The sequence below is a fragment of the Catenulispora pinistramenti genome (assembly GCF_018274385.1).
GTDB lineage: Bacteria > Actinomycetota > Actinomycetes > Streptomycetales > Catenulisporaceae > Catenulispora > Catenulispora pinistramenti.
In genome coordinates this window covers 1-20,170 of record NZ_JAAFYZ010000010.1, presented here as the reverse complement: position 1 = coordinate 20,170, position 20,170 = coordinate 1, and the positions used below count along the sequence as shown (strand labels likewise).

At 68.3% G+C, this 20,170-nt stretch carries 11 protein-coding genes and 2 pseudogenes; 9 read left to right on the top strand and 4 right to left on the bottom strand.

The window, feature by feature from the left end; translation table 11 throughout:
* Position 1: 1 nt before the first annotated feature.
* Complete coding sequence (locus KGQ19_RS04605; protein WP_212007793.1) at positions 2-571, top strand: DUF5753 domain-containing protein; 570 nt, start codon at positions 2-4, stop codon at positions 569-571.
* Between the two features lie 15 nt (positions 572-586).
* Here KGQ19_RS04605 and KGQ19_RS04600 read toward each other — a convergent pair whose 3' ends face one another.
* Together KGQ19_RS04600 and KGQ19_RS04595 are read right to left on the bottom strand one after the other, a co-directional pair.
* A complete protein-coding gene (locus KGQ19_RS04600) occupies positions 587-1,207 on the bottom strand; it encodes a hypothetical protein (protein WP_212007792.1) in 621 nt (206 codons plus the stop codon).
* 158 nt (positions 1,208-1,365) lie between these two features.
* Positions 1,366-2,250, bottom strand: coding sequence for a helix-turn-helix domain-containing protein (locus tag KGQ19_RS04595; protein WP_212007791.1), 885 nt, complete (start codon positions 2,248-2,250; stop codon positions 1,366-1,368).
* A gap of 519 nt (positions 2,251-2,769) precedes the next feature.
* Here KGQ19_RS04595 and KGQ19_RS04590 point away from each other — a divergent pair.
* The 4 genes from KGQ19_RS04590 (at position 2,770) to KGQ19_RS04575 (ending at position 13,242) form a co-directional block, all read left to right on the top strand.
* Entirely contained in the window at positions 2,770-3,492 is a 723-nt protein-coding gene (locus KGQ19_RS04590; protein ID WP_212007790.1) for a hypothetical protein, read from the top strand.
* A 119-nt stretch (positions 3,493-3,611) separates the two neighbouring features.
* Entirely contained in the window at positions 3,612-4,922 is a 1,311-nt protein-coding gene (locus tag KGQ19_RS04585) for an IS701 family transposase (protein ID WP_212007789.1), read from the top strand.
* A 464-nt stretch (positions 4,923-5,386) separates the two neighbouring features.
* Complete coding sequence (locus KGQ19_RS04580; RefSeq protein WP_212007788.1) at positions 5,387-12,820, top strand: polymorphic toxin-type HINT domain-containing protein; 7,434 nt, start codon at positions 5,387-5,389, stop codon at positions 12,818-12,820.
* The gene (locus tag KGQ19_RS04575; protein ID WP_194927088.1) at positions 12,817-13,242 is read left to right on the top strand and encodes a hypothetical protein; all 426 of its coding nucleotides are present in this window, start codon (positions 12,817-12,819) and stop codon (positions 13,240-13,242) included. The genes KGQ19_RS04580 and KGQ19_RS04575 overlap by 4 nt, the downstream gene beginning before the upstream one ends.
* A 496-nt stretch (positions 13,243-13,738) precedes the next feature.
* Here the strand turns inward: KGQ19_RS04575 and KGQ19_RS04570 are convergent.
* Positions 13,739-14,188 (bottom strand): annotated as a pseudogene (locus KGQ19_RS04570) (transposase); the annotation flags it as partial.
* Positions 14,189-14,318: 130 nt separating this feature from the next.
* Here KGQ19_RS04570 and KGQ19_RS04565 point away from each other — a divergent pair.
* The 3 genes and pseudogenes from KGQ19_RS04565 to istB all read left to right on the top strand — a co-directional run bounded on the left by KGQ19_RS04565 (position 14,319) and on the right by istB (position 18,253).
* Positions 14,319-15,644 (top strand): IS701 family transposase, encoded by a 1,326-nt coding sequence (locus KGQ19_RS04565; protein ID WP_212007786.1) that lies wholly within the window; start codon positions 14,319-14,321, stop codon positions 15,642-15,644.
* 547 nt (positions 15,645-16,191) lie between these two features.
* Positions 16,192-17,447: pseudogene (gene istA / locus KGQ19_RS04560) on the top strand (IS21 family transposase).
* Complete coding sequence (gene istB / locus KGQ19_RS04555) at positions 17,444-18,253, top strand: IS21-like element helper ATPase IstB (RefSeq protein ID WP_212007785.1); 810 nt, start codon at positions 17,444-17,446, stop codon at positions 18,251-18,253. The pseudogene istA and the gene istB overlap by 4 nt, the downstream one beginning before the upstream one ends.
* Positions 18,254-18,255: 2 nt before the next feature.
* Here the strand turns inward: istB and KGQ19_RS04550 are convergent, their stop codons facing one another.
* Positions 18,256-18,525, bottom strand: coding sequence for a hypothetical protein (locus tag KGQ19_RS04550; protein ID WP_212007784.1), 270 nt, complete (start codon positions 18,523-18,525; stop codon positions 18,256-18,258).
* A 180-nt stretch (positions 18,526-18,705) separates the two neighbouring features.
* Here KGQ19_RS04550 and KGQ19_RS04545 point away from each other — a divergent pair, with 180 nt between their 5' ends.
* On the top strand, positions 18,706-19,512 hold the full coding sequence (locus tag KGQ19_RS04545; protein ID WP_212007783.1) for a hypothetical protein: 807 nt from the start codon (positions 18,706-18,708) through the stop codon (positions 19,510-19,512).
* Positions 19,513-20,170: the final 658 nt, after the last annotated feature.

Sequence of the window (20,170 nt, the reverse complement as noted above, 5' to 3'; positions counted from 1 at the left end):
CATGGCGACCATGACCGACGGCACGGCCCCTACGCAACAGAAGCTCCTCGACGAGGAGACCGCCGGTCACATTTTCAAGAACTTCGCCCCGGCGGTGATCCCCGGCAAGTACCAGACCCACGCCTACGCGACGACGCGACTCACCGAAGCTCGCGACCTGCTGGACCTACCCGACACCGTGGCCCAGACCGTCGACTTGCGCATGGCCCGCAGACAACTTATCGACGATACAGACCGGTCCTTCCACGCCATCATCGCCGAGCACGTCCTGTACGGGGCCACCGCCGACTCCGACGTGATGACCGAGCAGCTGGAGCACTTGCTCGTCCTAGCCGACAAGCCCAACGTCCGTCTCGGCATCCTGCCGATACGGGCCCGAGTGATGGCGTCACCGATGAGCCACATCGATATCGTCGACGACTCGACCGTGTCGATCGAGACCATGGCCGTCACGTACCAGATCACCGACGCACCGGAGGTGGCCATGTACCTGGGCATGTTCGACACCTACGCGCAGGCGTCCGTATACGGCGACCAGGCCAGAAGCCTGATTCAGCAAGCAAGTTCATAGCAGCCACGGCCCGCCCTAGGCGGCATCAGCCTGGGGGAAGCGGCGTCGTTGCGCCTGGCGAGCCGGGGCGGGCAGGTCGGCGAGCCGGAACAGCGGTGCCTGCGCAGACAGCCGGTCCGGGTCACCCTCGGCCATCACATCTTGGACTATCCGATCGAGCAGGCCCGGGTCGGTGACCCCGGCCCGTACGGCCTGCTTCACGGCGAAGCGGATCGCCCGGGACTGCTCCTCAGCGCCGCGGATATCTGCCTTGTCGACACGGACGTGACCATGGCGCCGGGCGAGCCGGTCCTGGTTGGCGGCGTCCTGTATGTTCCACTGCTGGTGCCCCGGCTCCAAGGACGCCAGTCTTACGCAGATCGGCAGGTTGCAGGCGTGCATCATCCGCATGTCCAGGTCGATCGGGCCGTGGTAGGCGGACCAGAGCCAGCGTGTCGCGGTCACCGTCGCGCCGTGGCTGGGCAGCTCCAGATCCAGGTCCTGAAACTCAGGATCGTGGAACGTGCCGTACCCCTTGGACAGCGCGCCGGTCCATATGACGTGGCTGGTGGTGACTACAGTCTTGGCGCAGAACCGTGCCCATGCCTTCGCGGATGTGTGCGGCGGCACCTCCGCCGGATCGAGTGTGTACCCCACGCAGGCCAGCATCCCGCAGGCTACTGACACAAATCATTGCCCTGCGACGCCGTGGTACGGTCCACCGCCTCCGTCTACTAGAACCCCGGGGTTCCAACCTGCCGCGGAACCCCGGGGCCTCGGAGACAGAGGCGCGCCAGGTGGGGAAGTCGGGCCGGTCAACGGCAGCGGTCCGGGGCATCAGTCTCCTCCCGCTCGGCGGCCGTGCTCCGCGGCACCGGGGCCCGCTGCTCGTCCGGGACCGTCGGCCGGGTGGCGATGTCGGCGGCGCGCACCGCGATCTGCCGGGCCGTGGGGTCGGCGATCCCGACGGCGTGCAGCTCGGCGATCGCCACGGTGTTGAGCGGCTCGGTGTCCGGCAGCAGGATCAGGATCTCGTAGGCCGCGGTGTACTCCTCGGCGCTCGGTTCGAACCCAACCCTCGCCACCGGCTCGCCTTGATCGGTGGTGTGCACAGCGTCAAGTGAGGTACCCACCTGAGGTGACCCAGTAGATGGTTGGTAGTGGTTGGTCTGGATAGAGGGGTGAAGCCCGCTTCCCCTAGAACGACGTCCAGCTTCACTTAGAGCTGCGTCCAGCTTCACGTAGACGTCTCCCCGGAGCGGCCCACTCGAACGGTTGTCCACAGCCTCATCCACAGCTGCGTCCACAGAATCGAACGTGTTATCCACAACATCGGAGAGTCCCTGGGCGACGGGCGCGGGCATCTCGATGCGGACGTAGTCAGGATCCAGACGCATCGGAACGGGGGCGCGGTCCGGGCCGGGCACGGTAAGCCGGTACTCGTCGGCCATGCCGAGGGCGCGGGAGTGCTTGGTCTTCTCGATCAGCCCCAGCTCCCGCAGCACCTTCAGGTGGGTCTTCACCGTCCTGGTGGACACCCCGCCCATCTTCGCCAGCAGCTCGACGCCGGGCCGGATGCCGGTGCCGTCGGCGTTGGCGAAGTCGCCCATGAACCCTGCGAAGAGCTTGGTGGTGCGCGGCAGCTCGGCGCGCTTGACGATGCGCTTCCAGTCGAAGCTGCCTATCGGGTGGTGCTGCATGGAGAAGTCCCCTTATGGATGACCGCAGGGCCCGAGCGAGCCGGCGGAGTGCGTGCGGATACGCCACGGCCCCGCCCGGATGGATACCGGGCGGGGCCGTGGGACACTGCTGTTTGGGAGATGTGGATCAGGGCGGTCACGGTCCGCGCTCTCGCGGCGGAAGACCCCTCCACGGAAAATGGACGGAAAACTTCGGCAGTCCGAAGCCCGGCAGCAGGTCAGGCGATCAACGCACTAGCTTTGCAAGCAGGGGGTTAGGGGTTCGAGTCCCCTTGGCTCCACAATCAGGAGTTTGACAAACTCCTCGAACATATGGTAGCGGCCCTGACCTCGCAGGTCAGGGCCGTTTTCATTGGCGGGGCGTTCGAATGTCGAGTCCCATCCGGACCAGCCCAAGACCACGGTTTAGCGGTGCTTCTGGTGTATCTCGAGTTTCGCTGATTTCGCAGGATCGCTCTGGCGGGTGTGACTGCTGGCGTTTGGGTCCGGCGGCCCTGGCTGCGGCCATAGGGTGAGACTGTGGATGAGCGGCTTGTAGAGCAGGTGCGGAACCTGCATCAGCGGGGTCAGGCGGCGAAGGCGATCGCCAGGACGCTCGGGGTGGGCGTCGCGGAGGTAGTCGGTGTGCTCAATGCCGCCGTGCCGGTATCCAGCGGTGAGCCGCGTTGCTGGGTGAATGCTGGCTGGAGCCGCAGCGTGGATCTGGAAGGTGCGCCGCGGTGGGCGGGCTTGGACCCCGGGGCTTCCGATGCCGAGGAGGTGCGTGGCTTGATTGCCGTGCTCGTCGCGGCGGACAGCCTTCGCTCGGCCAAGGCGCAGGTCGCCGGGTTCCTGCTGGATGTATGGTGCTTGGGGGTGAAGAACGCGCTGCCACCGGAGCCGATGACCGCGTCGCAGCTGGCCGAGCACCGGCACGCCTACTTCAGCGCCTTCGAGGGATATGTGCCGGTGCCCGCCGAGGTTGCCCGGGCCCTGGTGTTCGGCGCCGCCGACTACGCCCGCGGGCTCGGGTTCGAGGCCGAGGCGGATTTCGATGCGGCCGCCGCGGTGCTCGGTGAGCCGGTCGGGCCGTGCCCGATCGGCTTCGGCAAGGACGGCAAGCCCTTCTATGTCAACGGGCCCTACGACGATCCCGAGGCGATCGTGCGGACGCTGCGACGTGCGGTCGGCGACGACGGCTTCCACTATGCCGTCGCCTTCCCCGAGCAGCCGCGGCGGCGTCTGTTCCGGGCCCGCCGGTAGCCGCGCCAAGTCGCCCGATCCGGCGGTTTGCCGGATCCGCAGGCTGATCGCCCGGCGCGGCGGAGAAGCATCGGCGGTGTCTGTCGCCTGCGGGAGGGGATCCGCCGATGCTTCCAGAATTGACCGTACCCGCATCGCTGTTGGCGGTGCTGGAGAACCTGCGGGTGTTCACCGCGCCCAGTTTCGCGACGTTCACCGCGCTGGTCACGGGGCTGGTCGCGCAGACCGGCAAGGGCACGGTGACCGGGATGCTTACCGGGGCCGGGCTGGCCCGGAGCTGGTCGCACGACCGGGCGCACAGCTTCTTCTCCCGCTCGGCGTGGAACGCCGAGATCCTGGGGATCGTGCTGGCCCACCTGATCGTCAGAACCCTGCTGCCCGCCGACGGCACGGCGGTCACGGTGGCGGTGGACGACACGCTGTTCAAACGGCGCGGCAAGAAGGTCTTCGGGGGCGCGTGGCAGCACGACGGCGCGGCGGTCGGCGACAAGCCGGTCGGCCGCGGGACCTGCTTCGTGGTGGTCGGGATCATCGTCGAGCTGCCGTTTCTCACCCGGCCGGTGTGCCTGCCGGTGATGGCCCGGCTGTGGCGGCCCAAGACCGGCGCGTCCAAGGTCGAGCTGGCCGCCTCCATGGTCCGTCTGCTGGCGGTGTGCCTGAACCGGCCGCTACACGTGGTCGCCGATGCCGCCTACCACGGCAAAGCCCTGCGGCACCTCCCCGAGCGGATCACCGTCACCACCAGGCTGCCGGCCAACGCCGTGCTCTACGACCTCGCACCGGCACCCACCGGCAGACGCGGCCGGCCGCGGCTCAAAGGTGACCGCCTCGGCGCCCCGGCCGAGCTGGCCGCCACCGCGACGTTCAACACCGCGCAGGTCAAACGCTACGGCCGCACCGACACCGTGCATCTCGCCGAGCGCACCTGCCTGTGGTACGGCTCCTTCCACACCCAGACCGTGCACGTGATCCTGCTCCGGGACGACGCCACCGATACCGGCTATGACCTGGCCCTGGTCACCACCGACCTTGCCGCCACCGCGGCGGACCTGATCAGGAGATACGCCCGGCGCTGGTCCATCGAGGTCACGTTCGCGGAGGCCCGCGACCTGCTGGGCGTCGGCCAGGCCCGCAACCGCGCCGAGAACGCCGTGCGCCGCACCGTCCCGTTCGGCCTCTACTGCTACTCGATCACCGTCGTCTGGTACGCGCTGCACGGCCACCACCGGAACGACGCCGCCGACCACCGCGCCGCCCGGCCCTGGTACACCGCCAAGACCGACCCGGCCTTCTCCGGCATGCTCGCCAAGCTCCGCCGCGTCATCATCGCCGCCCGATTTATGGCCAACGACCAGGTCCGACCCACCGATGCCGAAATCCGCGCGGTCCAGCACGCCTGGGCCCAAGCAGGACTCGACACAGCAGCCTGACTACGTCAGGCCTGCCAGAACGGCGAAACTCGAGAGCCGCCTGACCGGATTAGTGAATCAGCTGGGCAGAGCACGTATTCGCCAGCTCTGGCACGGTACAAGATCAGTGCCGGACTTAAGGAGCTCTCGGGCATCGCCGTAGTCCTCGAACGCTCCTGCACCATCCGACCGCGACGGGAACGCAGCTGATCGTCTGGCCTGCATAGACCGATGTCTCGGCATGCTCGGGGTACAACTCTGTAGCAAGGTGTGCCCTAGGTCATATTCGAACGGTCTAGCGAAGTTGATCAACATTCTGACAGCCTTGCGCAGCGCGGTCATGAGGAGCCCTCGTGTCGCGTTGGCGGGTGGCGTCGGGCGCTGCTCGTCCCTTCACATCGATGGGGAGCGGTGGAAGCGTGCCTTCATGGGCGGGGCTTCGTCGTGCTGCGACGAAGCGTCTTCGGGGTGGGGTGCCGGTCGTCGTGACCGGTGCGTTGGTGGCGGCCATGGCGGCCGGGCTGTCGTCGGCGACGATGGTGGCGGATCAGTCACCGTCGCCGGTGGCGGATGGATACGACGCCAATCACTGGAGCACGGCCACCAATTCGGGATGGATCTACTCCTCCGATTGGGGCGTGCAGGGTCGGCACGACCTGTGTCACTTCGGCAACTACCTGTTCGTTCTGCAACCGGTCCAGCAGGCCGCGCTCAAGCCGCTGCTTGCCGGGTCCGACGCCGATCGTGCGGCCAACATCGGTGTGGAGCGCCCTCACTTCGACGGTCCGGAGCTGGGTACCGCGTCCCAGCAGGACTCGGATGCCTTCAAGGCCTGGGTCGCGAAGACGCAGGACAGCTGGAATGCGCACCGGTCCGTCCTCACAAGCGTCGACTACCAGCCGACCGACCAGGACATCGATCCAGCGGTCGGCGCGCTCGGCTGGTTGCTGATACCGGACTTCTCCAGCGACGCGTGGAAGTTCCACAGCCAGTCGGGCTACCCCGACGACAGCACGCCGCCCCAGGCGGATCAGGCCGCACTGGACCGGGCCAAGGCCATTGCGGCTGCCGATCCCACGATCCAGGTGTCACCGGGGACCGATGCCTTCGACGTCGCGGACTTCATCACCCGCGAGGGCCCGGTGACGGCCGCGAACGTCCCGGCACCCGGCACGATCGAGTTCCGCACCGACGTGGAGAACCTCAAGACGCGCTGGGGCGCGTGCGATGCCTCCAACCCGATCGACGCCTACGACGTCCTGCGGCCGGAGGTCGAGGCCGCCTCCGCCGAATGGCAGGCGGAACTGGCCTCGCAGGCCGGCCAGCGCGACGACATCGTCGGCGCCTTCCTGGCCGCCGGCGCCGACCTGAACAAGGTTTCGGACGCGATGATCGAGGCGATGTGGGAGTCCTGGACCGGGCAGCGTCTGGCCGAGGCACAGCGTGCCGAGGCCCGCTGGGACCAGGCCGATCTGTCGGCGGACCAGAGTGCGGACATCGCCCGGGTCAAGCAGGACATGGCCGATGTGAAGAGCCACATCCAGGCCCAGCTCGACATCGCGAACGCCGCCGCCGCGGATGCCCACACGCAGGTCGCGAAGATCAATGCGGATCAGGGCGCGGCAGCCGGCATCGCCAAGGCCGAGGGCGCGCCCTATGGCCGTGGCCTGCTCTACGCGCAGCAGGCGGCGCAGGTCGCCAAGGCATCCTCGGCAGCGGTGGACGCCGCGGTGCTGACCGTGCAGACCGCTCAGTCGGCGGTCGGGGCCTCCGCCGCGGATGCTGCCGCCGCGTGGTCGAAGATGCAGGCTCAGTCCGCGGCGCTGGACGCGCAGTTCCGCAAGGCCGAAGCTGCCGAGGCTGCTGACCAGGCGCACAAGGCCGCTGCCGATGCCGCCGATCGGGCGAAGCAGGCCCAGGACAAGGTCGCTGACGCCCACGCCGCGCGCGGTGTCGCCGAGAAGGCCCAGGCCGACGCCGCTGCGCAGGCCACGCTGGCCAAGACGAAGCGGGCCGCGGCTGAGGATGCCCGATCCCGGGCCGATGCCGCCGCGGCCACCGCCCAGACCCAGCGCGCCACTGCGGCGAAGGCACAGAGCGATGCGAGTACTCAGCAGCAGGCGACCGCCGCGGCGGACAAGACCTCTGCTGCCGCTGTCGCAACACTGAAGACGAAGGCGACCACCGCAGCCGACGCGGAGACACAAGCAGCCCGGGCACGAGCCGATTCGGTGACCGCCCAGTCGTTGAAGGACGTCACGGCGGCGCGCGCCAAGTCCGCCGATGCGGCTGCGGCTGCCGCCGTGGGCACAGCGGCAGCCGCCGATGCGAAGAAGGCCGCTGATGCGGCCGACGCCGCCGCGGCGAGCGCTGCCACAGCGGCCGACACCGCCAGCAAGGCAGCGGACCAAGCCAGTGCCGCGGCCGTCACGGCCCGGGCCGCCGCCACGACCGCCGCCGCGGACGCGACGAAGGCGCAGGCGGCCACCGCTGACGCACACACGGCCGCAGCGAAGTCGCAGGCCGCTGCCTGGGACGCGCACGCCGCCGCCGCTGACGCCGACGCCACCGCCGTCGCCGCGGCCCGCGACGCCGTCCAGGCCCAGACCGACGCCGACGCGGCCGCGGTCGCAGCCGCCCAGGCCAAGGGCTCCGCGGACGCCGCGAAAAAGGACGCCGACACCGCTGTCGCAGCAGCCACCACAGCCGCCGGCCAGGCCCAGGCCGCCGCGTCGTCGGCCCTGGCCGCACGCGATGCCGCCTCCGGTGCCAACACCGCCGCCGCACAATCACTGGCCCTGGGCGCGCCCTATCGGCAGACCGACACCACCGCTGGCCTCGCCGGCGTCGTCGCCGACAACTCACAAACCCTGAGCCAGGCGCAGTCGGCGACCGCCCAGGCCGCCTCGGACGCGGCAGCCAAGGCGGCAGCCGATGCCAAGGCGCTGGCCGACCAGGCCAGCGGGGATGCGAAGGACTCGGCCAACTCCGCGTCCGCAGCCGCTGCCGATTCCGCGTCCGCGACGGCGTCGTCGGTCGCGGCCCGCAAGTCTGCCGCCGATGTGGCCACCGAGGCCGCAGCGGCGAAGACCGCCGATGACGCCGCGGCCGTCTCGGCGGCTCAGGCCCTGACCGACGCCCAGGCCGCCGATGCCGCGTCGGCCGCCGCGACGGCCAGCTCGAACAGCGCCAACCAGGCCGCCACGGATGCGGAGAAGGACGCAACCCTCGCACACACCAACGCCGTCAGCGCCCACAACGACGCCGACGCGTTGAAGAAGGCTGCCGATCAGGCCCGAGCTGCTGCGGACGCCGCGGCGAACTCGGCGGCCACCGCCGTCGCCGATGCGCAGAAGGCGGCCGATGCCTCCGACGCCGCGCTCACCCAGGCGATCAAGGACGAGAAGGACCGGGAGACGGCAGCCGCGAACGCGGCGGCATCTACGGACGCGAACAACTGGACCGTCTCCTCGCCGGTCGGGGTCCAGGTCCGCGAGGACTGGTGCGACCTGGCCGGGAACCTGCACGCTGGCGGCACCAACGTGCAGAACGCCATCGCGACGGCGTTCGCCGGCACCGAAGCCGACCGGCGGGCGGTGTCCAACGTCGGCTGGTACGACCACGACAACAGCAATTTCACCAACGCCGAGCAGACCGACCGGGCGGCGTTCGACACCTGGGCCACGGCGCACACCGACGCCGCGGTGGTCCAGCCGCTGCGCGACATGATGGACCCGTTCTTCTTCGGGATGCCCAGCGACTACTACAACGTCCCGAACTACAGCGACGACCAACGGCCCCTGCGCGCCAACGAAGCCGACTCCGCCGCCCACTTCCAGGCCCTGACCGCGGCCGGCCAACCCACGCAGGCCGAGATCGACCGGGCCGTCGCCATCGGGACCGCGAGCAGCGACCCGGCCGACAAGTCCCCGGTGACGAGCGTCGGCGGCGTGATCTCCCGTGACCAGTTGGGCAAGCGGGACATCAGCTATGACGTGGCGTCCTATCTGACCCACGGCGGCTACATCCAGACCGCCCCGGCTTCCGGCACCATGGAGTTCCGCACCGAGGTCGAGGACCTCAAAGCCCGCTGGTCCGGCTGTGTGGCCACCAATCCCTGGGATCCACACCACGTCTTGACCGGCGTCGAGGCCCAGGCCACCGCCGAGTGGCAGACCGAACTCGACGCCGTCGCCCCGCAGCGCAACGACATCACCACCGCCTCGATCGCCGCCTCGGCGGACCTGCACAAGGCCGCCGACGCGATGGACCAGGCGATGACCTTGGCGTGGGCCGGCCAGCAGTTCCTGGACTGGCAGCGTTACTGGTCCGCGCGTCCGGCCGACTACCAGTTCTACGGCCTGGACCCGGCCTTGAAGGACAAGGCCGCCGCCAACCTGGTCGATCTACAAAACCGGATCAAGGCCCAGCTGGACATCGCCAACGCCGCCTCGACCGACGCCCAGACACAAGCCGGCAAGGTCACCACCGACGAGGCCGCCGCAGGCGATATCGCCAAGACCAACGGCACCCCCTACGGCCGCGGCCTGTCCTACGCCCAGCAGTCCGGCCAGGTCACCAAGGCCTCCGCCGCTGCTTCCCAGGCTGCTGCTTTGGCCACCGAGACCGCGCTGCACGCCACCCAGGCCGGCGTCTCCGATGCCGCCGCGCTGTGGTCGCTGGCCGACACCCAGGCCCACGCGCTCCAGGCGCAGTTCGCCCGGACCGCCGCCCAAGACGCCGCCGACCAGGCGCACAAGGCGGCATTGGCCGCGGCCGACCAGGCGACGCAAGCCGCTGCGCAGGCGACCCGCGCGCACAACGATCGGTCGACTGCTGAGAAGGCGCAGGCTGTTGCCGCGTCTCAAGGCGCGATCGCAGCGGGGAAGCGGAAGGACGCTCAGGCTCAACAGGCCGTTGCCGACCAGGCTAAGGCCGACGCCACCAAGCAGCAGGGCATCGCTGCTCAGAACGAAGGCGAGGCGGAGACTCAAAAGACCAATGCGGCGAACGCACACGGTGTCGCCGACCAGGCCGCCGCCCAGGCGAAGTCGAAGGCTGACGCCGCCGTCGCCGCCGAGTCCCAGGCAGCCACCGCCCGCGACGCCGCGGTCAACGCCGCCAATGCGAAGGACGCGGCGGACGCGCACGCTCAAGCTGCGAACGCAACCGCCGCCGCGGCGGTCGGCACCAAGGCCGCGGGTTTGGCGCAGGATCAGGCGAACAAGGCGAACGCGGCGGCCACCCAGGCCGCCAAAGCCGCCGCGGCGGCTCAGACCGCGTCGGACAACGCCGCACAGGCCGCGGTGACCGCGCGTGCCGATGCCACTCGTGCCTCGTCGGCGGCGGCCAAGGCCAACTCCGACGCCGCAGGCGCCGATGCGGCACGAGATGCCGCCGCGGCCGCCGCGCTTACCGCGCACGCCGCCGCCGCGGACGCCATCAATGCCGCGAGCCAGGCGGCGCAGAACGCCACCAACGCGCAGAACGACGCGAACAACGCCTCATCTGCGGCCGCCAAGTCCCAGGCCGACGCGGACACCGCGCGCTCCGAGGCGAACCAGGCCGCTGCCGGCGCGATCAAGACCGCCGGTTTCGCGCAGGCAGCAGCTGCTGCGGCTCTCGCCGCACGCGACTCCGCGTCCAAGACAGTGGATGCGCGCAACAAGGCGGTCCAGTTCGGCGCCCCCTATCAGGAAACCGATGCCGCTGCCGGACTCGCGGTACTGATCGGACAAGACTCCAAGACCCTGAGCCAGCAACAGGACACTGCCGCGCAGGCAGCGTCCGACGAGGCTGCCAAGGCCGCCGCCGCCGCGAAGGCACTGGCGGACCAAGCGAACGGCGACGCCAAGGCCGCGGCCACCGCCGCCTCGCAAGCCGCCCAGGACGCGGTGACCGCGCAACAGTCCGCCAACAGTGCACGGCAGTCCGCCCTGGCCGCCGCCACAGACTCAGCGGCGACGCAGTCCGCGGACGCCGCCGCGACCCAGGCGGCCAGCCAGGCGGCGGCCGACGCCGCCAGCGCCCACACGGCCGCGGACACGGCCTCGGCAGACGCCTCCGCCGCCAGCGGCTCCGCGACCGCCGCCGAAAAAGACGCCGCCGCCGCTCACACCGCGGCGAACGACGCCGCCACCGAAGCCGCCGGGGCCAAGGACTCGGCGGCCGCCGCCCAGAAATCAGCCGACACCGCCGCGGCAGCCGCGACCACCGCCAATTCGGACGCCGCCGCCGCACAGCAAGCCGCAGCCGACGCGGACGCGAAGGCACGCGCGGACGCCGATGCGGCGGCCAAGGCGGCCGCCGACCAAGCGGCTAAGAACACGGCGACGCAGGACGACACCTACGCACAGTCGAACGCGACCCTGCACGAGGCGATCCTTGAGCAGCTCAAGGCTCGTCGCCTGGTGCTGTCCTGGCCCGGCGCGCAGGGTATGTACCTCGACGACCCGCAGATCATCCAGATGGCCAACGACCCCGAGACGTTCTGCCAGGCGAACTCGGGCACCCCGGACTGCAAGGCCTTCAACAAGGCCGTGAACCACGCCAAGTGGACCCTGTTCGGCATGGTGGTGGCCACGGCTGGCACCGTCTATGGTGGCGTGGTCTTGTGCGAGGTCCCAGCGGTTGGCGGGTTGTGTGCCGCGGCGGCGGACTACATGCTGAGCGGCACCACCGACACCCTCTTCGCGATGATGGCTGCGGAGTCCGCCGCGATCATGGCGGGGCCGATCGCTGGCGAGGCCGCGGGGGACGTCCTCGGTGGCGACGCCGCCTTGGCGGAGACCGATGACCAGCTCGCGGCCAAGATCGAGGCGAAGGTCGCCGAGGAGGTCCAGCAGCAGTTCGCGGCGTGCGGCCACAGCTTCGCCGCGGGCACGGACGTGCTCATGGCCGACGGCTCGAACGAGCCGATCCAGGACGTGCGGGTCGACGACCTGGTCGCAAACTCCGCCGCCGGTGTCGCGGATCGCCAGCAACACCGGGTCGGCCTGGTCCACAGGACCACGGCGGACACCGACTACACCGATCTCACGATTAACACGTCGGCCGGCACACAGGTCATCACCGGTACCCAGAACCATCCCTACTACGACTACACCGCCGGCGGTTTCGTTCCCGCTGGAAAGCTCAGGGCCGGAGATCGGCTTCAGTCCGCCGACGGCTCTACAGCGACCGTGCAGTCCGTTTCCGACTACACCGGATCGATGGTCACGTACGACCTGACCATCGACGGCTTGCACACCTACTACGTGAGCCACGGCGGTTCGCCGGTCCTGGTCCACAACACCGACACCACCAGCTGCATGGTCGTGCTCGGGATGGGGGCGCAGGGCGATGCCCTGGCCGCGCAGAAGAACGCCATGGGCGAGCCGGCGATGACCTACAACAACAGGAAGCCCTGGGGAGACCCGGTGGATCCCAACAACCTGGGGAGCATGCCGAAATGGATGGACGCGGTTCTCAAGGTGACCAAGGATCCCAACGTGCCGCTCGCCGTCGAACTGGGAGGACTCAAAGGCCTCGACTCGACGACAGAAGGCCCCACCCGCGACTACCTCAAGGGCCTTGTCGACGCGCGAAGGGATTTGACCGCCGACCGGAAGACCGCATTGAAGGCCCATATCGACGGCCTCACCAACTTCTCGCTCGCGTACTACAATGCGTACGTGCGAGGCGTGGCGGTTACCAAGCAATATGGGACCGATTTTCAGGGGATCGCCAATTCGGGCGAAGGCACGAACTGGGAGATTAGCGTGTTGGGTTTCAACACCCGCAGGGAAGAACGCGAATGGAACGAAATCCATTGGTACGCCAACGGTCTGGAGATCGGCGGCCTCGGCGGCGGCGATAGCCCCCAGTTCATCCCTCCGCCGGACTGGGACAGCCTGATGACGATTGCGGGCCAGAAATGACGGGCGCGGAACCTGTGGAGGCTTTCCGGTCGGAGCGCCACTTCCGGCTGAAGAGCGTCGAGGGGCTCACCCATCGGTCGATGCGGTTCACGAGCGAACAGGACGGCGGGCTGGCGACTCGGGTCGAGATCTACTTCGGTAATGTCGGCCTGATGCTCGTCTACCCAGAGATGGAAGGGCTGGTGATCCGGCCCGCCTGCGGCAACGAGCTCCGCGAGGTGATCGCCAAGCACGGGCTGCCCGACGATACGATCGATGTGTACCTCCTGGAGAGCGGCGGTCGCCAAGGCTTCGTGCAGTCCGGCCAACCGCATTGGCGGGAGGCGGCGGTCGCTTACTACGAGCCCTCGCTCTTCTTCAGCGGCGGCCCCTGGTCAACCGAGGATCTGGTGGCCTCCGGAATGGTAGCGGAGGCGGACTGAAGACAGCGGCCCGCTCGACTCCCTCCCTTGGATACTGGCTCCTCCACGAGCGGCACCTTATCCGGTCAAGTGGGGATTTGCCCGTGGCCGGTGTTTACCCCGCTCGCGCGGGGCCGACTCTTCCTGAACAGCGACTCTACTGTGGGAAGCATCGTTTTGGAGTTGGTCTCTCCTCATCAGTAGTCGATGTCTTTCAGAAGACTGCTTCAATCATTCCAAGCAGCACGCTTGAGTGCACTGATTGGTCGTGCTGGAGGCCATTGAGGGACGGCCAAGACAGCTTCGTCGAGGTCGATGCCGTGTTAGTGGTTCGTCACCGGATGAAGGCAGATTGAGCCTGGATCCACGGATGAGACTCCTTTGAGTGCAGGGTTCTGATGGTCTTGCTGGTTCGGTCGATCTCGGGGGGTCCGGGCATGCCGAAGGTCCGGCTGTCCGGCCGTGGCGGGGGTTCCGAGGGTCCTGATTCGTGGTTTGACGTGGGGTTTTGCTCTAGTCAGCTGGTTAGTCGGTGGCCGGTGCGGGTCATGAGGCGTTCGAACTCCCAGGCCCAGGGCCAGTGTTCGGGTAGGTGCAGGCGGATTCGTCGGGCGCTGGTGGCGATGCGGGCCGGGACGTTGACCAGGGTCCGGCGGAGCGTGGCACCGGTGGCCTTGGCGTGGAACGGCGAGGCGATGCGTCCGGCGGCGCGCATCAGGTTGAACGCGGCCGCTGCGAGGACCAGCCATGCGGCGTTGGCGTTGAAGCGCCCGGACGGCAGATGGGCCAACGGCCCGTTCTCCAGGTCGGAGAACACCTGCTCCACGACGGCGTGGTGACGGTGGCGCGGCTCGGCCTGTTCGATGACCAGGGTGTCGTCGGTGAGGAAGGCATGGTGGCGCCAGACGGAGAACAGCTCGCCTTGGCCTTCGGGAACCGCCTTCGGGTTCAGCCGTTTGACCCCTCGACTTTCGACGTTTTCGCAGTCGTGACCGGTTGCGCCTGATCGGGCGGTTTGCAGTGGTTGGCGACTGGCGTTTCCCGACGTGAGAGAAGCATCGGCGGTGTTGATGCTCACCTCGTAGAGGGGCCCGCCGATGCTTCCGTCTCCGACGCTACCCGCCTCGTGGGCAGCGGTGTTGCAGAACCTGCGGTGGGTGTTCACCGCGCCAAGCTTCGCCACCTTCACCGCGTTGGTGACCGGTCTGGTGGCGAACACCGGGGCGGGGACGGTGACCGGGATGCTGACCTCGGCCGGGCTGGCCCAGAGCTGGTCGCACGACCGGGCGCATGCGTTCTTCTCCCGCGCTTCCTGGAGCAGCGACACCCTGGGCATGTGCCTGTCGCGGCTGATCGTCAGGACGCTGCTGCCCGACGGCGCGGCGCTGACTGTCGCAATCGACGACACGCTGTTCAAGAAGCGCGGCAAGAAGGTGTTCGGCGCGGGCTGGCAGCACGACGGGGCCTCGCGCAGCGAGAAGCCGGTCGGGTACGGGGTCTGTTTCGTGGTGATGGGGATCATCGTGGAGCTGCCGTTCTGCTCCCGGCCGTTCTGCCTGCCGGTGGCCGCCAGGCGCTGGCGGCCGAAGACCGACACGTCCAAGGTCGACATCGCCGCCGCCCTGGTCAAGCTGATCGCCTTGTGGCACCGCGACGCGCGGATCCACGTCGTGGCCGACGCCGCCTACCACGGCCCGGCGCTGCGGCACCTCCCAAGCCCGATCACCGTCACCACCCGGCTCCCGGCGTCCGCCGTGCTCTACGACCTGGCCCCGCCGCCGACCGGCAAACGCGGCAGGCCGGCGCTCAAAGGCAGCCGCCTGGGCAAGCCCGCCGACCTCGCGGCGACCGCGAAGTTCCGAACCGTGCAGGTCCGACGATACGGCCGCGTCGACACCGTGCACATCGCCGAGATCCGGTGCCTGTGGTACGGCTCGTTCCACACCCAGATCGTCCGCGTCGTGCTGATCCGCGACGATGCCACCAACACCGCCTACGATCTGGCCCTGGTCACCACCGACCTCGTCGGCGAGGCCCCGGCACTGGTGTCCAGATATGCGTGGAGGTGGTCCATCGAAGTGACCTTCGCCGAGACACGGGAGTACCTCGGCGCAGGACAAGCCCGCAACCGCGCCCGCAAGGCCGTCGAGCGCACCACCCCGTTCGCCTTGTACTGCTACACGATCGTCGTGGTCTGGTACACGCTGCACGGCCACCAGCCCGCCGACATCGCCGACCGCCGCGAGCGCCAGCCCTGGTACACCACCAAGGCCGAGCCCGCGTTCACCGACATGGCCGCCAAGCTCCGCCGCGTGATCATCGCCGCCCGATTTTCACCCATCCGCGCAGCTCGACCCACCGATGCCGAAATCCGGACCGTCCAGCAGGCATGGGCCCAAGCAGGACTGGACCTGTCAGCCTGACCCCATCAGGCCTGCGAAAACGCCGAAAGTCGAGAGATCCACTCCAAACCGGTCGGGTCAAAATCCGGGCTTGAGGCGTGAAAACTGTCCGTCGCTGTCCGGCGCTCCTCGACCCCAGCGGGCCCTACGGTGCACACTAAGTTGGCACGACGGCTCAGGGCGCTGATTCATGAGTCTTGGCTGCCGTGCAGGTCCACCCTCTCGAGGGCGTGGATCGCGGACGCAACCGGGTGAGGCCCAGGCGCGTCTGCACACTGCCTCGCGGCGTGTTGCCGCACCCCGCTGGCACGAGGGCGGGCCTGGAGAACCAGGCTCGCCCTGCCGCGTTTTCGGACACATGAGCACGTTAGGGGCGGAGCAACAGCTGGGTGAACTGGTTTCCAATCGTGACGCCCGAGGCGGCTTGATCAGCGGCCCCCGACAAGCACGGGTTCTTACTTCGCGGGAACCCCTGCTTTCCATGCCGAATAGCCCACCTGCTGTCGCCAACTCCGTAAAACTGACCCCCTAGCAACTTCTGAAAGTTAACCCCTTGAATGCTAGGAGGGTGCTGAACGTGGAGGACTGGGCAGAGATACGCCGGCTGTATCGAGCCGAGGGAGTGCCCATCAAGGAGATAGCCAGGCGGCTGGGGGTCGCGCGGAACACGGTGCGGGCGGCGTAGAACTCCGATCGGTCGCCGAAGTACGAGCGGGCGGCGCGCGGGTGCGTGGTGGACGATTACGAGGCACAGATCAGGCTGCTGCTCAAGGAGTGGCCGCGGATGCCGGGACCGGTGATCGCCGAGCGGATCGGCTGGCCGTACTCGATGAACCCGCTGCGCGAGCGGCTGGCCGTGATCCGGCCGGAGTATGTCGGGATCGACCCCGTGGACCGGGTGTCCTATGAACCGGGCCAGGTCACGCAGTGCGATCTGTGGTTCCCCGAGACGCCGGTGACGGTGGCGCCGGGCCAGGAGCGGGTGCTGCCGGTGCTGGTGATGACGCTCGGGTTCTCCCGGTTCATGACCGCGACGATGATCCCCTCGCGGCAGGCCGGGGACATCCTGGCCGGGATTTGGCTGGGATCGCCGAGGTCGGGAAGGTGACGAAGTCCCTGGTCTGGGACCGGGAGTCGGCGATCGGCGGGACCGGGAAGGTGTCGGTGCCGGCGGCGGCGTTCGCCGGGACCCTGGCCACGAAGATCGTGCTGGCTCCGCCGCGGGACCCGGAGTTCAAGGGCCTCGTGGAGAGGAACAACGGCTTTCTGGAAACCAGCTTCCTGCCCGGCCGCAGGTTCGCCTCCCCGGCGGACTTCAACGACCAGCTGGCCGGGTGGCTGGTGAAGGCTAACGCCCGCACCGTCCGGTCGATCGCCGGCCGTCCGGTGGATCTGCTGGCCACCGACCTGCTGTCGATGGTGCCGCTGCCGCCGGCCGACCCGCAGGTCGGGCTGACCCAGAGGATCCGGCTGGGCCGGGACTGCTACGTCCGCATCGATACCTGCGACTACTCGATCGACCCGCGGGTCATCGGCAAGCTCGTCGACGTCACTGCGTCGGCGACCGTCGTCACCGCGGTCTGCGACGGGCAGACGGTGGCCCGGCACGACCGGTCCTGGGCCAAGGCCGCGGTGGTCACCGACCCGGCGCATGCCGCCACCGCCAAGGCGATGCGCGCGGCGCTGGCCGAGGACAGGGCCAGACGGGCGGCAACCACCCGGTACCACGCCGACGGCCACGCGGTGCAGCTGCGGGCGCTGCCGGACTACGACGCGCTGTTCGGCGTCGACTTCAACCCATCAACGAAAGCGAGCAACCAATGACCACGGCCAAGACAGGCAGCACGGCGTCCGGGACGAAGGACGGCATGCCGTCGATGATCGCCTATCTGACGCGGGTGTTGAAGACCCCGACGATCGGCGCGTTCTGGGAAGAGCTGGCCGAGCAGGCCCGGGAGCAGAACTGGTCCCACGAGGAGTACCTCGCCGCGCTGTTGCAGCGCCAGGTCGCCGACCGGGAGTCAAAGGGCACGGTGATGCGGATCCGCACGGCCCACTTCCCGGCGATCAAGACCCTCGAGGACTTCAACCTCGACCACCTGCCCTCGCTGCGCCGGGACGTGCTGGCGCACCTGGCTACCGGCACCTTCGTCGCCAAGGCAGACAACGTGATCTTGCTCGGTCCGCCGGGCTCGGGCAAGACGCACCTGGCCATCGGCCTGGGCGTGAAGGCCGCGCACGCCGGCTACTCGGTGCTGTTCGACACCGCCAGCAACTGGATCACCCGGCTCCAGATCGCCCACCAGGCGGGGCGGTTGGAGGCGGAGCTGAAGAAGATCCGCCGCTACCGCTTGATCATCATCGACGAAGTAGGCTACATCCCGTTCGATCCGGACACTGCGAACCTGTTCTTCCAGCTCATAGCCTCACGATATGAGCAGGGCTCGGTCATGGTCACCTCAAATTTGCCCTTCGGGCGCTGGGGAGAGACCTTCTCCGACGACGTCGTCGCAGCCGCCATGATCGACCGCCTGGTCCACCGCGCCGAGGTCCTGAACCTCACCGGAGATTCCTACCGCACGCGGGCCCGCCGCGAACTCCTCGCCAAGGATCGTGCCGGACGCGACTAGCACTACGGCGCTTGATACAGAACAGTACCGTCGCCGGGGTCGACGATCGTCTCTACCAGCATGGTGGAGAAGACATCGACAGCCGCCCCGTCAACGCCTGGGCTGATGTTCGTAGTTACGTGAGCGTATCGCTCGCCCAGGTCGTAGCCCCAGGCGATGTTGAAGACAACCAGCTTCTGGCCGTTGCTCAGCACGACCCGCGAAGCCACACCGTCACGCCCCTGAAGGACCCCAAGGACCTCCTCGTCGCGCGGCGGCGCCTGATCGATCATCAAGCCAGCATGCCACAACCCCTCGACCACAGATCGGAGAGACACAGCCCGAACCACACCAGGGGGTCATTTTCCCGAGGCGCGACGTGTTCACATTTCACGAGGTGTTGACACCTGCATGCTTCCAGGCCCGTAGCCTGAGAGGTCCGTAACAGGGCGGGACGGAAGGGGGCGACGATAGTGTCCGAGCGGGAGGACAAGCGGAAGCAGGTTGTCGCGGAAGCCTGGCGTATCGGGCTTAGCGAGTTGCTTCGTTGCCAGGCATGGCTCGACCAGCAAGTACGGCGCGTCCTGTCGTCAACAGACCCGCAGCTTGACGCGCAGCACTTGGTCATCGAGTTGCGCAAGGTGCCCGAGCCCGTCCGCAGCATCGCCATGACGGCGGGTGTTGACGAGGACAGCCGGAAGCGGGTGTTTGCCGCGATTCGAGACTTCGTCTCCGCCGTGCCAGACGCTCGGCTTCTTCGCAACGTCGTGGAACACCTCGATGATTACCGCCGCGGTCTGGGCCGTCTGCAACAGCCAAGCAGATATCCGGGGCGACCTCAGCCGGATGCTGAGCTCGCCCGGCAGTTCCAGCTGGACTTCACCATGGGCGTAGAGGACGGTGTAGCTAGGCCCGTCCTTTGCACGCGCTTTATCCGAGACGACGGACGTCCCCAACAGCTCTCGGTCGACCTGATTGACGCCGTTCGTGCTGCCCGACGACTCGGGGTCGCCGTGTTTCGAGCGGCCCCTACCGGCATGGCTCCGCTGGCAAATAAGACCCAGCGGTCGGCTGCTGAGGGCTATCGGCTGCCATCCCCCGAGAAGGCGATGGCCGCGATGCTCCTTCAGGGAGTCCAGCCGCTCGAGCCCTATCCCGGAGCAAACGTCCTATGGAAATGCAGCTGCCAACGCTGCGGTTCCGTGCTCGCTGTCACCTATACCAACGTCCAACGTCGCAGCGGCAGTCCGTGCGTGTTCTGCCTAGGCCGTGGCCGCTGATCAGCCAGGCAGGGAAGGCGGCCCATTGCTCGGCGAACCTTTCGATCTCTGCTGAGGTACCCCACAAATCACCGTTACGGGGTACATGGCGGAAGAGCGAAAGCCGGTGCGGGGACCGCGTGGCCCGCCCCAAGCCAGTTGGTTTTCCTACCTACTCCCAGTGACGCCACCAACGGCAGTATCGACAAGGCCTAGCGCTTGGCTTGCCTCCCCGGTCGCGGCTCAGAGCTACGATCGCCGCGATAAGACGCCGGACGATCACCCGTCCTGCGCCCGAACGCCTGGTTCTCCGAGGCGGGGAGGAAGGCGGCGGTCGTTCCTTCATGCTAGAGCCTCGGCCAGCGTGGCTCGCCGCTACGTCATCTGGCGGAAGGCCGCGTCACCAACCTGCGCCTACGAAACCCGTCAAGCAGGCGACCACTACCCGACACGGCGCAAACAGTGTCAGAGTCCTGTCGTAGTGTCCTGGGGTGGGGCAATCAGCATCGCGAGTGACGGCGGACGTGTCAAAGTCTTGTTGGGCGGACAGCAGAGTCTGGTTCTGCGGACACCAGAAGTCTTGGTGGGTGGCCACTGACCCTCGTGGGGTGGTCGTGGGAGTTCCTGTTTCGACCCGTTGATCGAGCGGACCCCTTCGGTCGGGTTTGCTGATGTTTGC

Excerpts from the sequence above, each read along its gene's own strand:
- KGQ19_RS04605 (WP_212007793.1), top strand. The coding sequence starts at position 2 with ATGGCGACCATGACCGACGGCACGGCCCCTACGCAACAGAAGCTCCTC.
- KGQ19_RS04595 (WP_212007791.1), bottom strand. The coding sequence starts at position 2,250 with ATGCAGCACCACCCGATAGGCAGCTTCGACTGGAAGCGCATCGTCAAG.
- KGQ19_RS04575 (WP_194927088.1), top strand. The coding sequence starts at position 12,817 with ATGACGGGCGCGGAACCTGTGGAGGCTTTCCGGTCGGAGCGCCACTTC.
- KGQ19_RS04565 (WP_212007786.1), top strand. The coding sequence starts at position 14,319 with ATGCTTCCGTCTCCGACGCTACCCGCCTCGTGGGCAGCGGTGTTGCAG.
- istB (WP_212007785.1), top strand. The coding sequence starts at position 17,444 with ATGACCACGGCCAAGACAGGCAGCACGGCGTCCGGGACGAAGGACGGC.
- KGQ19_RS04550 (WP_212007784.1), bottom strand. The coding sequence starts at position 18,525 with ATGATCGATCAGGCGCCGCCGCGCGACGAGGAGGTCCTTGGGGTCCTT.